The 11,683-nt window shown below is 66.4% G+C and carries 11 protein-coding genes; 5 read left to right on the forward strand and 6 right to left on the reverse strand.

Annotation, left to right across the window (positions count from 1 at the left end):
• Positions 1-10: 10 nt before the first annotated feature.
• Positions 11-1,030: a LacI family DNA-binding transcriptional regulator gene (locus tag QFZ40_RS02435; RefSeq protein WP_306902658.1), complete on the forward strand. Its 1,020-nt coding sequence runs from the start codon at positions 11-13 to the stop codon at positions 1,028-1,030.
• A gap of 35 nt (positions 1,031-1,065) precedes the next feature.
• On the opposite strand, the gene QFZ40_RS02440 is transcribed toward QFZ40_RS02435, so the two are convergent.
• Both QFZ40_RS02440 and acs read right to left on the reverse strand, forming a co-directional pair.
• Entirely contained in the window at positions 1,066-1,851 is a 786-nt protein-coding gene (locus tag QFZ40_RS02440) for a DeoR/GlpR family DNA-binding transcription regulator (protein ID WP_306902659.1), read from the reverse strand.
• A 179-nt stretch (positions 1,852-2,030) separates the two neighbouring features.
• Positions 2,031-4,070 (reverse strand): acetate--CoA ligase, encoded by a 2,040-nt coding sequence (gene acs / locus QFZ40_RS02445; protein ID WP_306902660.1) that lies wholly within the window; start codon positions 4,068-4,070, stop codon positions 2,031-2,033.
• Positions 4,071-4,399: 329 nt separating this feature from the next.
• Here acs and QFZ40_RS02450 point away from each other — a divergent pair, with 329 nt between their 5' ends.
• From QFZ40_RS02450 to QFZ40_RS02460, 3 genes are read left to right on the forward strand one after another with little or no spacing between them, the layout of a single operon-like run.
• Positions 4,400-5,677, forward strand: coding sequence for a hypothetical protein (locus tag QFZ40_RS02450; protein ID WP_306902661.1), 1,278 nt, complete (start codon positions 4,400-4,402; stop codon positions 5,675-5,677).
• An 8-nt stretch (positions 5,678-5,685) separates the two neighbouring features.
• Positions 5,686-6,510, forward strand: coding sequence for an endonuclease III (gene nth, locus QFZ40_RS02455; protein ID WP_306902662.1), 825 nt, complete (start codon positions 5,686-5,688; stop codon positions 6,508-6,510).
• Positions 6,507-7,184 (forward strand): NUDIX hydrolase, encoded by a 678-nt coding sequence (locus tag QFZ40_RS02460; RefSeq protein ID WP_306902663.1) that lies wholly within the window; start codon positions 6,507-6,509, stop codon positions 7,182-7,184. Before nth ends, QFZ40_RS02460 begins: the two co-directional genes overlap by 4 nt.
• 29 nt (positions 7,185-7,213) lie before the next feature.
• Here the strand turns inward: QFZ40_RS02460 and QFZ40_RS02465 are convergent, their stop codons facing one another.
• From QFZ40_RS02465 to QFZ40_RS02480, 4 genes are all read right to left on the reverse strand, one after another.
• On the reverse strand, positions 7,214-7,417 hold the full coding sequence (locus QFZ40_RS02465; RefSeq protein ID WP_306902664.1) for a YegP family protein: 204 nt from the start codon (positions 7,415-7,417) through the stop codon (positions 7,214-7,216).
• 181 nt (positions 7,418-7,598) lie between these two features.
• On the reverse strand, positions 7,599-7,883 hold the full coding sequence (locus QFZ40_RS02470; protein WP_373427381.1) for a hypothetical protein: 285 nt from the start codon (positions 7,881-7,883) through the stop codon (positions 7,599-7,601).
• 2 nt (positions 7,884-7,885) lie between these two features.
• Positions 7,886-8,527, reverse strand: coding sequence for a CHAD domain-containing protein (locus tag QFZ40_RS02475; protein ID WP_306902665.1), 642 nt, complete (start codon positions 8,525-8,527; stop codon positions 7,886-7,888).
• A 63-nt stretch (positions 8,528-8,590) separates the two neighbouring features.
• Positions 8,591-10,303, reverse strand: coding sequence for a bifunctional 3'-5' exonuclease/DNA polymerase (locus tag QFZ40_RS02480; RefSeq protein WP_306902666.1), 1,713 nt, complete (start codon positions 10,301-10,303; stop codon positions 8,591-8,593).
• Positions 10,304-10,550: 247 nt separating this feature from the next.
• On the opposite strand from QFZ40_RS02480, the gene ssd reads away from it, so the two are divergent.
• A complete protein-coding gene (ssd, locus tag QFZ40_RS02485) occupies positions 10,551-11,657 on the forward strand; it encodes a septum site-determining protein Ssd (protein WP_306906795.1) in 1,107 nt (368 codons plus the stop codon).
• Positions 11,658-11,683: the final 26 nt, after the last annotated feature.

Consider the following 11,683-nt stretch of genomic DNA (forward strand, 5'->3'; position numbering starts at 1 on the left):
GCATGGATCCATGACTTCCTCGGCTGTAAACACTCCGCGCGGACCTGTGACCCGCAAGGATGTGGCCCGCTACGCCGGCGTCAGCACCGCCGTCGTCAGCTATGTTGTGAACGGCGGCCCCAAGCGGGTAGCTCCTGCAACCGAGGCCAAAGTGCAGGATGCCATCCGGGTGTTGGGGTACCGCCCCAACGCCGCAGCGCGTGCCCTCAAGCTGGGGTCCAGCGAAACCATTGGCCTGGTGATTCCGGATAACAGCAACCCGTTCTTCTCCCTGCTTTCGCACGCGGTGGAGGACGCGGCGGCCGAGTGCGGGTATGCCTTGGTTCTGACAAACTCGGACGGGAGCGTGGCAAAGGAGCGACGTCATATCCGAAACCTGGCCGCCCGCCAGGTGGACGGTGTAGTGCTGGCCAGCGTGCTTTTCGAGCCCGACCTCGTGGAACTGGACGACGCCGATATTCCGGCCGTGCTTCTCAATCATGGGGATGCGGCACCCGGCTTCAGCAGTGTGGGCGTGGATCTGGCCGCGAGTGCACGACTGGCCGTTGAGCACCTCATTGGCCATGGGCACACGAATATCGGCCTGGCAATTGGTACCAACACGGCCAACGATGTGGACGGCCGTGAAAGGGGATGGTTGCAGGCACTCTCGGACGCCGGGCTGCTGGAGGGTCCGATCGTGCGCGGGCCCTTTTCACGGGCTGGCGGGTACGCTGCCGGCCAGCGCCTTCTGTCCTCCGCGAACAGGCCGACGGCGATATTCGCCAGCTCTGATATGCAGGCGATAGGAATCCTCCGGGCGATTCACGAGGCCGGCATCTCTGTCCCCGGAGACATCGCGCTGGCTTCGTTTGATGGCTCGGTGGAAGCGGAGTATAGCTGGCCGGCCCTGACTACGGTGGAGCAACCGGTCAAGGCCATGGCAGAGGCCGCCGTCAGTGCCCTGGTCGGTGAAAATCGCGGTAAGGGGGCGGGTCACCGGCAGTTTCCCACCCGGCTACTCATCCGCCAGTCCTGCGGCTGCCCGTAGTTCTAGTGGAGCTGGTTCCTACAGGGAAGCTAGTCCTACAGGGAAGCGAGCCGGAGCTTGGCCCTCTCGCCGAGGACCCGCTGGGCTTCAAGGCCCAGGCCGGCGTCGCTGATGACCTCGTCAGCATCATCCAAGGATGCGATGGAACTGATTCCCAGCAGTCCCCACTTGGTGTGGTCGGCCAGGACAACCACTTTCCGGGCCGCGGCAACAAAGGCGCGGTCCGTCTCCGCTTCCAGCAGGTTGGGCGTGGTGAAGCCCGCCGTGGCGTCCATCCCGTGCACGCCGAGGAACAGCACATCCAGGTGCAGCTGCTTGAGCGCCCCGGTAGCAATCGGCCCCACCAAGGCATCCGACGGAGTCCGTTCGCCGCCGATCAGAATCACCGTGGAGCCGAAGCGGACTGAACCGGTTGAGGCGCCATAGTGGAAAAGGTCCGCGATCCGCACAGAGTTGGTCACCACCGTAATCCGCGGCCCGTTGACCAGCTCCTTGGCCAGGGCCCAGGTCGTCGTTCCCGCGCTGAGTCCTACCGCCATGCCCTCGTGCACCAGTCCGGCTGCCTCCAGGGCGATGGCCCGCTTCTCGGCGGTAAGCTGCGTTGACTTGAGCTCGAAGCCCGGCTCATGGGTGCTGACATCACCGGGCAGCTTGGCGCCTCCGTGGATGCGCTCCAGCAGGCCGCCTTCCTCCAGCAGTTCGATGTCCCGGCGCACCGTCATGAGTGAAACACCCAGTTCCTGGGCCAGGTCCGAGACCCGGACAACACGCTCGCGCTGGATGGCATCCACAATGGCCTGGTGACGTGCAGCGGGGAGCATCGAGAAACCTTCCTTAAAGCCAGCGGACAGGGGCTGCACCAAGCATACGGCGACGGCGCTTCCCACTGCGGTGGGAAGCGCCGTTGACGAGGAGCGGGAGTTATCCGGCAGCGCGCGTCAAAGCGAGGAACGAGCAGCGCGCAGAGGATGACTGCCGCTCCTCAGCGCCCGCCACGCACCTACTTTCGGAGGGAGGCGGCGATCTGTTGCATGACGGTGTTGTCGGCGAGGGTGGTGGCGTCTCCCACTTCGCGTCCTTCGGCGATGTCTTTGAGGAGGCGGCGGATGATTTTGCCGGAGCGGGTTTTGGGCAGTTCGGGGACGACGAGAATCGTTTTGGGTTTGGCGATGGGGCCGATCTCCTTGCCCACGTGGTTGCGGAGTTCCTGGATGATCGTGTCGCCGGTATCTACGGCGTCCCCACGCAGGATGACAAACGCGACGACGGCCTGGCCGGTCGTTTCGTCTGCCGCACCGACGACGGCGGCCTCCGCCACCGCGGGGTGGGACACCAGTGCCGATTCGATTTCGGTGGTGGAGAGCCGGTGGCCGGAGATGTTCATCACGTCATCCACCCGGCCCAGGAGCCAGATATCTCCGTCGTCGTCTTTCTTGGCGCCGTCCCCGGCGAAGTACATGCCTTCGAAGCGGGACCAGTAGGTCTCCTTGAACCGCTCGGGGTCGCCCCAGATACCGCGGAGCATGGCGGGCCACGGTTCGCGGATCACCAGGAACCCGCCGTGGCCGTCCGGCACGGAGGCGCCGTTCTCGTCCACGACATCCACCGCGATGCCGGGTAGCGGGACCTGTGCGGAGCCGGGCTTGGTCGCGGTGACTCCCGGGAGCGGGGCGATCATCTGCGCCCCTGTTTCGGTCTGCCACCAGGTGTCCACGATCGGGGCCGGGTTCTCCTTGCGTTCGCCGTTCCTTCCGGCGTTGCCGCCGATGACTTCCCGGTACCACATCCAGGCTTCGGGGTTGATGGGTTCGCCCACTGAACCGAGCACCCGGATGGAGGACAGATCGTATTTGGCGGGGATTTCCTTGCCCCATTTCATGAACGTCCGGATGGCCGTGGGGGCGGTGTAGAGGATGGAGACCTTGTATTTTTCGACAATCTCCCACCAGCGGCCCTGGTGCGGGGAGTCCGGGGTTCCCTCGTACATGACCTGGGTGGCACCGTTGATGAGCGGGGCGTAGGCAACGTATGAATGGCCGGTGACCCAGCCGACGTCAGCGGTGCACCAGTACACGTCCGTGTCCGGGTGCAGGTCGAAGACTGCCTTGTGGGTGTAGGCGGTCTGGGTGAGGTAGCCGCCAGTGGTGTGCAGAATGCCTTTGGGTTTGCCGGTGGTGCCGGAGGTGTAGAGGATGTAGAGCGGGTGCTCGGAGTCATGGCCGACGGCTTGGTGATTGGTGGAGGCCTGGTCCACGGTGTCTGCCCACCAGTGGTCCCGGCCCCCGTGCCAGTCCACGTCCGCTCCGTTGCGCTTGACTACCACCACGTTCTGCACGGTGTGCCCGTCCTTCGACAAGGCCTCATCGACGGCGCTCTTGAGCGGGCTGGGCTTGCCGCGGCGGTAGGTGCCGTCGGCGGTGACCACGAGTTTGGCTTCGGCGTCCTCGATGCGGGACCGCAGGGCGTCCGCGGAGAAGCCGCCGAACACCACCGAATGCACCGCGCCGATCCGGGCGCAGGCCAGCAGGGTGATGACGGCCTCCGGGATCATCGGCAGGTATACCGCGACCCGGTCGCCCTTGGCCACGCCGAGTGACTCGAAAGCGTTCGCAGCTTTCTTAACTTCTTCGGTGAGCTGGCTGTAGGTGTAGGTGCGGGTGTCTCCGGGTTCGCCCTCGAAGTAGATGGCAACCCTGTCGCCGAGCCCGTTTTCGACGTGCCGGTCCAGTGCGTTGTAGGCGGCGTTTAGCTCACCGCCGACAAACCACTTGGCGAACGGCGGGTTGGACCAGTCCAATGCCTGCGTGAAGTCCTTGCTCCAGGTCAGCAGCTCCCGCGCCTGCCTTGCCCAAAAAGCCGGCCGGTCCGCGTCAGCCTCCGCGTACTCGGCCGCAGTGACCACCGCGTTCGCGGCAAACTCCGCCGTCGGCGCGAACTTGCGGGACTCGTGCAGCAGGTTCTCAAAAGCATCGCCCTGCGGGGCTCCTGGCTGGGTGCCGGCGGCGGCGGTAGCAGGTGAGCTGGGGGTGTCCTGGGACATGCTGAACCTCATCATTCATCGACCAAAGAGCTGTTCCGGAAACAACACTAATGCTTGAGCCCGGTGGTGTGTGCGCACTGTCACACGGGTGCCACAAACGGTATTCATTAAGCGGTATATGGCCGCACTGAAGGGCACGGCTGTGATGGCTCACCGCCGCTGAGCTAGTGATCGACCATGCTGATGACTAGGCTGAGATTGACTTGTGACCTTCTGCGGAGCCGTCCGGCCCGGTGCGCACGCACCTGAATCCGGCCGGCCCCGCCGTTCCTGACGGCACAGTTTCGGGGCGAAACCGTCCCGGATGCCGCCACGCTAAGGAGAACAGAATGAACCAGCAGAGCTTCGGCCAGAAACTCGGGCAGAAACTAGGCCGTGGAACAGAGGCCCGTCCTGGCGCCGAATCCGGTGGCGGCGCTGGATCCGGTGAACCGCGCACGGCGGCCGCCAGACCCGGCACCACAAACCAGGCCGTCCTGGGCAGGTTCACGGTACGGGACCTGGCGGTATTTGCCGCCACACTCATTCTGTTCGTCGCCTCGCTTCTGCCACTGTTCGGCCCCCGCTTCAACCTCTGGAACGCGGGCAGCCTGTTCTTCCTCGGACTGGGAATCGTCCTGCCGGTCATCGTCAGCGCGCTTTTCGCCGCCCGCAGGCTTTCCCCTGCCACCAGGATCCGGATCGGTTCGCTGTCCATTGACCAGTTCGCCTCCGTCGTGGCTTCCTTCGCCGTGGCCTTCTTCTTCCTGACTGTTGCCAACGCGTACGTCCCCAGCCTGCTGGTGGGGCTGGTCGGCGCCCTGGTGCTCTTTGCCGCCACCGTTCTGGGCCGGTTCATTCCCTATTTCGCAGGTGACTTCCTGGGACGTGACGAATCACCGGCCCACATAGTGACCCGGGAATCAGCTGTCCCGCTGCCCAAACCGCATACCCCGAAGGCACCCAAGCCGGCATCTGCTACGGCGCCGTCCCGCCCCGGCTCGCCGGCTGCCCCTGCAGGTCCCAAGGTGGGGGCTACCCACACGGGGTCCTCTGTCCTGCACACAGGGCCTTTTGCGGTAGCAACACCGAACTCCCCGGCCGCCCCGGCCCCATCGCCCGCGGCTGCCACATCGCCCGCGGCTGCCACCTCACCCGCCGCGCCAGTCTCGTCGGCACCTGAAGCGAGCGAATGGACCGCGGCCGGTGACCCGACCCCGGCAACCCGGGCGGCCGACGCCATACCTCCTGCCTCCCCGGCCGCCGGACCGGAAGAGACCCAGATCGGCGAGCTGCCGACGTCGGCAAGCGGCACTGCTCCTGGTTCCGAGCCGGTCGCCGCCACGGCTGTGCACCAGCAGGTGCGGAGTCAGGAACCCATTGGAGCCACGGTGGATCCGTCAAGCCGGCCCGACGAGTCGGAGGAGCCGCCGATCCACGAGGCCTTCTGGTTCGCGGTGGCCCAGCACCGGACCGCCTTTGACCCCCAGACCGGAGAGCCGGCATTTGTCATCGAACCGGGCGGCTGGGTGCTTGCCCTGGAGGACCGCGGGTACGAATTCCTGGTCCAGCACACCGACGGACGCGTGGGCGTGCTGCGCGATCTTAGCAACATCGAACGCGGCTAGCAGCACACGTGGCCGCGCCCAAAGCCGGTGCAGTCGCCGGTCCCCGAGTGTCGTCCGAATCCCTGCTGGCACTGAAGCGGCGGGCACGGCGAATCAATAAGGCCTTGGCTGAGAAGTACCCGTATGCGCATGCCGAGCTCGACTTCCGGAGCCCGCTGGAGCTGCTGGTGGCCACCGTACTGTCGGCGCAGACTACCGATGTCACCGTCAACCAGATCACTCCGTTGATTTTTGCCAGATACCCCGATGCCCGGAGCCTGGCCGAGGCCGACCCCGCTGATATGGAAGCTATCATCAAGCCCACCGGATTCTTCCGGGCCAAAACCAGGAGCCTGATTGCCCTGGCCATGCGCCTGGTGGATGAGTACGACGGCGTGGTGCCGGGCCGGCTCGAGGACCTGGTGACCTTGCCGGGTGTGGGGCGCAAAACGGCGAACGTGGTGCTCGGCAATGCTTTCGGCATCCCCGGTATCACCGTCGACACCCATTTCGGCCGGCTGGCACGCCGCTTTGGCTGGACCCTGTCTGAGGACCCGGTCCAGATTGAATTTGACGTCGCGGAACTGTTTGAGCCCAGGGACTGGACCATGCTGTCCCACCGCGTGGTCTTCCACGGGCGCAGGGTGTGCCACTCGCGGAAACCGGCCTGCGGCGCCTGTCCGGTTGCCAACCTGTGTCCGAGCTACGGGCTCGGCGAAACGGATCCCGTCAAGGCCGCCAAGCTCCTCAAATACGAGCTCGCCCCGGGCAATGAGGCGCTCCTGGAAAAGCTGCTTGCCGAAACACACCGGGCCGCGGAAATCCGGATGGAATCCCAGAAGAGGCCTCAGTGAGCGCGCGCCAGGACCTGATCGACCTCGTGCGCCGGAGCGAAGCCGGCCAGGTTGCCCAGCCCGACACCCGTTGGGCTGCCCTGACCGTGGACGAGAACCTCGCGCGGAAGGCGGCGGTGCTGATGCTCTTCGGTGCGCTGGACGACGTTCCGGCGTCCTCGGACAAGCCGCTGGCGCCGGCAGACCTGGACGTTCTGCTGCTGGAACGCGCGCATACCCTGGACTCCCACCCCGGCCAGGTGGCATTCCCCGGCGGCGCCATCGACCCGGACGAAACGCCGGTGGATGCAGCGCTCCGTGAGGCCGAGGAAGAAACCGGGCTGGATTCCGCTGGCGTGGAAGTGCTGGGTGCGCTGCAGGAACTGGGACTTGCCCGCAGCAACTTCCTGGTGACACCCGTGCTCGCCTGGTGGGCTTCGCCGTCGCCGGTGCGGGTGGTGGACTACGGAGAGTCCGCCCAGGTTTTCCGCATTCCGGTCCGTGACTTACTGGACCCGGACAACCGGGTGATGTCCACCGTCAGCCGCGGCGGCCGGACATTCAACAGCCCTGCCTTCACGGTCAACGGGGTTCTTGTCTGGGGTTTCACCGGGATAGTACTTGACGGTCTTTTCGAGCAGCTCGGATGGGCTGTGCCCTGGGACCACGACCGTCTGCATGCGGTGGCTCTCTAGTACTGCCCGGAACATCGGCCCCGTCAGCTTCAGGCCGGTTGTCCCTGCCCCTGGTTCCGTAGATCCACCACTATCGCGGTGGCGGCGTTCTCGCGAACTGCGTTGATTCCTTCAATGAGTGCACCGATGTGTTTGAAGTTTGGCGAAACCGCCACAATATTGCCCTCCGCGTCTGTGAGCCGCAGTCTGTAGGACTCATCGCCAACACGGTGAATTTCGAACCTGCCCGCCATATGCCGGACCTCCCCTGGTCATGCTTCTTTGCAAATAGCCGCTGAACCGTTCTGCTACAGTCGCGTGCTTGACTGTAACGCCGCCCGCAGGGGAGAGGCGAGCTACTGCCGGGTACATTACTTTCGTTGGACGAATTGGGCTTTTCGTGGCCGTTTGACTGGAATCCGGCCAGGAAACTCGTTATCGTTCCGGGCCATCCGGTCCGGAGGCAAGAGGTCCCAGGATGCCGGCCGGCGCCGGAACCGGCCAGGCTGCGGCCAGTCGGAAGTACTCCTTTTCGGCGGCCAGTGCATGCCGGGACTCCAGCCCGGCAAGAGCTGCAGCATCCGCTGGGTCCGCCTCACCGGCCTGGGCAGCCCGGGCCAGCATCGCGGAAGCCACGACGGAGTCATGCTGTTCGCCCAGGATCCGCTGCAGCGCCATGGCGGGCCGGACGATATCCAGGGCAGGCTCCCCAAACGGCACTGCTACCGCTTCCGCCGAGTACCGCAGGCTCTTGAGGCCCCTGCGGACATTGTGTAGCGGAGGTGATGCTCGTCCCTCGCCGCCGGGCGCGCGGCCCTGTCCATCAGGGCCTCCACACGTTGCCAGTGCAACTGCAGCGCGGCAATGACCTGCGGCCTGCCGGCCTGTCCGCGGGAAGCGGACCGGATGCTCCGGCGCAGCCGGTCCAGGGGCGCGGCGACGTCCACCAGCCTCAGGGCTGCGGCACGGTCCGCGGCATGGGACCGCAGTCCTGCGGCCAGCTCCCGGAGGAGGTCTTCGCGGCGCCACGGGCCGTTTATCTCCATTGCCAGGACCAGCCGTTGTGCCTGGACCTGCGCATCGCGGGACTCACCCAGATCCCGTGCCAGCTTTTTCAGGAGTCCGACGTCGTCCGCAGGGAATCGGGGCAGGAGGAGCCTGTAGCAGGTGGCCACCGAGCGGAAGCGGCGCAGTGCCACCCTTGCATTGTGGACGGCCTCGGGGTCCGCAGCAGCAGCGAGCGGGAGGTGGACCTCGAGTGCGGCGAGCTGGTCCAGCAGGTAGTGAGCCAGTGCTGAGCCCGGCCGGACGTCGGCGCCGGCCGGACCGTAACTGCCGCCGGGCTGCCGCGAATCACCGCTCATGTCGCCAGTGTCCCTTGCGGTGGCCGCCGCGGCAAGGTTCCAATATGGCAGGCGAGATAACCGCTATTTGGCGCTGTCGTAGGAATCGACCACGGCGACGCTCACGGGGAACTCCACGGGAATCGGGCCGAACAACAGCTCCTTGGCGGCGTTGGCGGCTTCCTCGATGGCCCGGATGCAGTCTTCGACGGCTGCCTCCGGAGCGTGGACCATCACTTCATCGTGCAGGAAGAACACCAGTTCCGCCCGAACGGAACCTTCCGTACGCATGGTGCGCAGCCGCCGTCGAAGTTCTGCCAGCCAGCAGGCAGCCCAGTCCGCTGCCGATCCCTGGACTACGAAGTTGCGGGTGAAGCGGCCGCGGGAGCGGGCGATTGAATCGGCGCGCCGCTGCTCCTCGGCCGTCGTGGATTGCTGGCTCCGGAACCACAGTTCGGATGGGGGAGGGCTGCTGCGGCCCAGCCGTGTGGTCACGGTGCCGCCCGCTTCGCCGTCGCGCGCTGCCTGCTCCACATAGCCGACCGCGCGCGGGTAGGTGCGCGTCAGCTGGGGCATCAGCCGGCCGGATTCGCCCGTGGTCGCGCCGTAGATGGCGCCAAGCAGCGCCACTTTCGCCTTGGCGCGGTCGCCGCCGAACCCCTGCGCGGCGATGCCGGCATACAGGTCCTTGTCCCTCGCAGCTTCGGCCATTTTCGAATCCTGCGCCAGCGCCACCAGGACACGGGGTTCCAGCTGCGAGGCGTCCGCGACGATCAGCTTGTGCCCGGGATCGGCGTGCACCGCACCACGGATCTGGCGCGGGATCTGCAGCGCACCGCCGCCACGGGAGGCCCAGCGGCCGGAGACGACGCCGCCTACGACATATTCGGGCTGGAACCGGCCGTTGTTGACCCAGGCGTCCAGCCAGGCCCAGCCATTGGCGGTGTGCAGCCGGGAAAGTTTCTTGTAGGCCAGGAGAGGCTCGATGGCGGGATGGCTGGATTCCTTGAGTTCCCACTGCCGGGTGGTTTTAACTTCGATGCCGTTCCGGTGCAGGGACCGCATCAGGTCCTGCGGCGAGTCAGGGTTCAGCGTGGGCGAGCCCAGCAGCCGGCGAAGTTCCGTGGTGAGTGCCTCGAGCTTCGCCGGGCGGTGGCCCAGGGGCGGCCGCGGACCCAGGTAGTCGGCCAGGATCTGCTCGTGCAGATCCTCCCGCCACGGCACGCCCGCGTGCTGCATCTCCGCCGCGATCATGGCGCCCGCGGACTCCGCTGCAAGGAGCAGCTGCAGCCGGTTCCGGCGGTTTCCATCGGAGCTGACCGAGGCGAGGGCTCCCTGCTGTGCGGAATATTCGGCACGCAATTCCGCCACTGTATGCCGTGGACCGGCGCGGTGGCCCGGATCATCAAAGAGCGCCCCTTGGTCGGCCGGCGGGGGAGGAGGCTGAAGCAGCCGGGGAGGTTGCTGCGGATCATCCAGCGTGATCTTTTCAGCGTGGCGTGCGTACTCCGTGTCTGCCGTGAACTGCGAACAAGCCAGGATATTGCCGCACAAGCTCAGGTCATAACAGCGGTCCAGCTCCACCCCGGCAGCAAGGAGCGCCGGGTACCAGTCCTGCGTACGGTGCCAGATCCAGCGCGGCGGCCCTTCTGTCTGCTGCTCGAACCGGCGGACGACGGCGGCCAGCTCGCCCTGGCTGACCAGGCGGGGTTCGGGGTTGCCGGGATCGGGTTCGCCCGACTGGGTGACCTGCTGGAGGGCTGCGCCGTGCGGGTGGGCGGCGAGCAGCAGGTACATAGAACCAATTCTGCCCTGTGCCGGAGATAGCTGCGGCCCGTCCTCCCCATACTCCTCCATGTCCTGCCGGACATTGTCCACATAGGACGGACGGCCACTTATGTCCTGGCTTTGGCCGGGGGAGAGTGGCTCCATGAGCAGGCACCAGCAATCTCCATCCCCATTGGAACGGTCTCCTTCGGAACCCCGCACCGGATCTGCAGCAGTTCGCCGCGGACCTTTGGCGGCCCCGGTTCTGCCCGCCGGGATGTCCCTGGCGCGGGGGCCGGACCAGATTGCCGAGGCGTGGTTGCCTGATGTGGCCGGCGAGGTTCTGCTCGTCACCGGCTTCCACGTCCTCCAAGCCGAAGTGGAACGGATCGTGGCCGCCGCCGGCGGGCAATTACGGGTGGTGGCAGACGTCGCTGATGCGGCCAGATACTGGGATTCGGCGGCTGCCGTCCTTGTGGGAAGCGATGTCCGTGAACTTCCGCCGCGGCGGCGGGCGCCCGCAGTGCTGGTGGGTTTGAACGGGGAAGGGGACAGTCTCTGGCACCTGGCCGCTGCCCTCGGCGCCGAACGGGTCGCTGTCCTGCCTGATGCGGCCGGCTGGCTTGCCGAATGCCTGAGCAGATCACGTTCGCCTGAAGCCGGCGGTCTGGTGCTTGGCCTGACCGGCGGCTGCGGCGGGGCAGGCGCCACCACAGCCGCCATCTGGATCGCCCAGGCGGCCGCCGGGCTCGGTGCCCGCGTCCTGGTGATTGACGGGGATCCGTGGGGTGGAGGCCTTGAACTGGCGCTCGCCGCCGAAGAGACGCCAGGCCTCCGCTGGCCGGACCTGTCACAGGCCAGCGGAAGCATTGATCCGGACCAACTGGCTGATTCCCTGCCCGTCGCCGGCGGGTTTTCCTTCCTGTCCTGGCCGGGCAGCCGTGAGCGTCCGGCCCCGGTGGACGCTGCCACTACCGGCGGTGTGCTGGATGCGGCAAGGCGTGCCTACGAGCTGGTGGTCGTGGATATCGGCCGGGGCAGCGAGCCGCTTCACACCTTCGCCTGGGACTGCGACCGCATCCTGGTCGTCGTTCCGGCGCAGCTGAAGGCAGCGGTGGCGTCGGCCCGCCTGACGCAGGAACTCCCGCCTGTTGAAACTGCCCTGCTGGTCAGGGGAAAGGCAGGTGCAGCCCTGGACAGTGCGCTCATTGCGGACGCTGTCGGTCTGCCTGTCCACGGAATGGTCCCGGAATTGCGTGGCGTGGGCGCCGCGGCGGAGAACGGACGGCTCCTGGAACTCGGGAAACGGCGCCGTGTCAGGCACTTTGCTGCGTCGGTGCTGGACCTGCTCGACGGCGAAATCCCCGTTGGTGAATTTCCGTGAGCGCGCGGCAGCCTGTTGCACCCTCC

This window comes from Arthrobacter pascens (genome assembly GCF_030816475.1).
In the GTDB taxonomy this organism is placed as follows: domain Bacteria; phylum Actinomycetota; class Actinomycetes; order Actinomycetales; family Micrococcaceae; genus Arthrobacter; species Arthrobacter pascens_B.

Coding starts and splice junctions, on each gene's coding strand:
- QFZ40_RS02435 (WP_306902658.1), top strand. CDS start 11: ATGACTTCCTCGGCTGTAAACACTCCGCGCGGACCTGTGACCCGCAAG.
- QFZ40_RS02440 (WP_306902659.1), bottom strand. CDS start 1,851: ATGCTCCCCGCTGCACGTCACCAGGCCATTGTGGATGCCATCCAGCGC.
- acs (WP_306902660.1), bottom strand. CDS start 4,070: ATGTCCCAGGACACCCCCAGCTCACCTGCTACCGCCGCCGCCGGCACC.
- QFZ40_RS02450 (WP_306902661.1), top strand. CDS start 4,400: ATGAACCAGCAGAGCTTCGGCCAGAAACTCGGGCAGAAACTAGGCCGT.
- QFZ40_RS02465 (WP_306902664.1), bottom strand. CDS start 7,417: ATGGCGGGCAGGTTCGAAATTCACCGTGTTGGCGATGAGTCCTACAGA.
- QFZ40_RS02475 (WP_306902665.1), bottom strand. CDS start 8,527: ATGAGCGGTGATTCGCGGCAGCCCGGCGGCAGTTACGGTCCGGCCGGC.
- QFZ40_RS02480 (WP_306902666.1), bottom strand. CDS start 10,303: ATGTACCTGCTGCTCGCCGCCCACCCGCACGGCGCAGCCCTCCAGCAG.
- ssd (WP_306906795.1), top strand. CDS start 10,551: ATGTCCCTGGCGCGGGGGCCGGACCAGATTGCCGAGGCGTGGTTGCCT.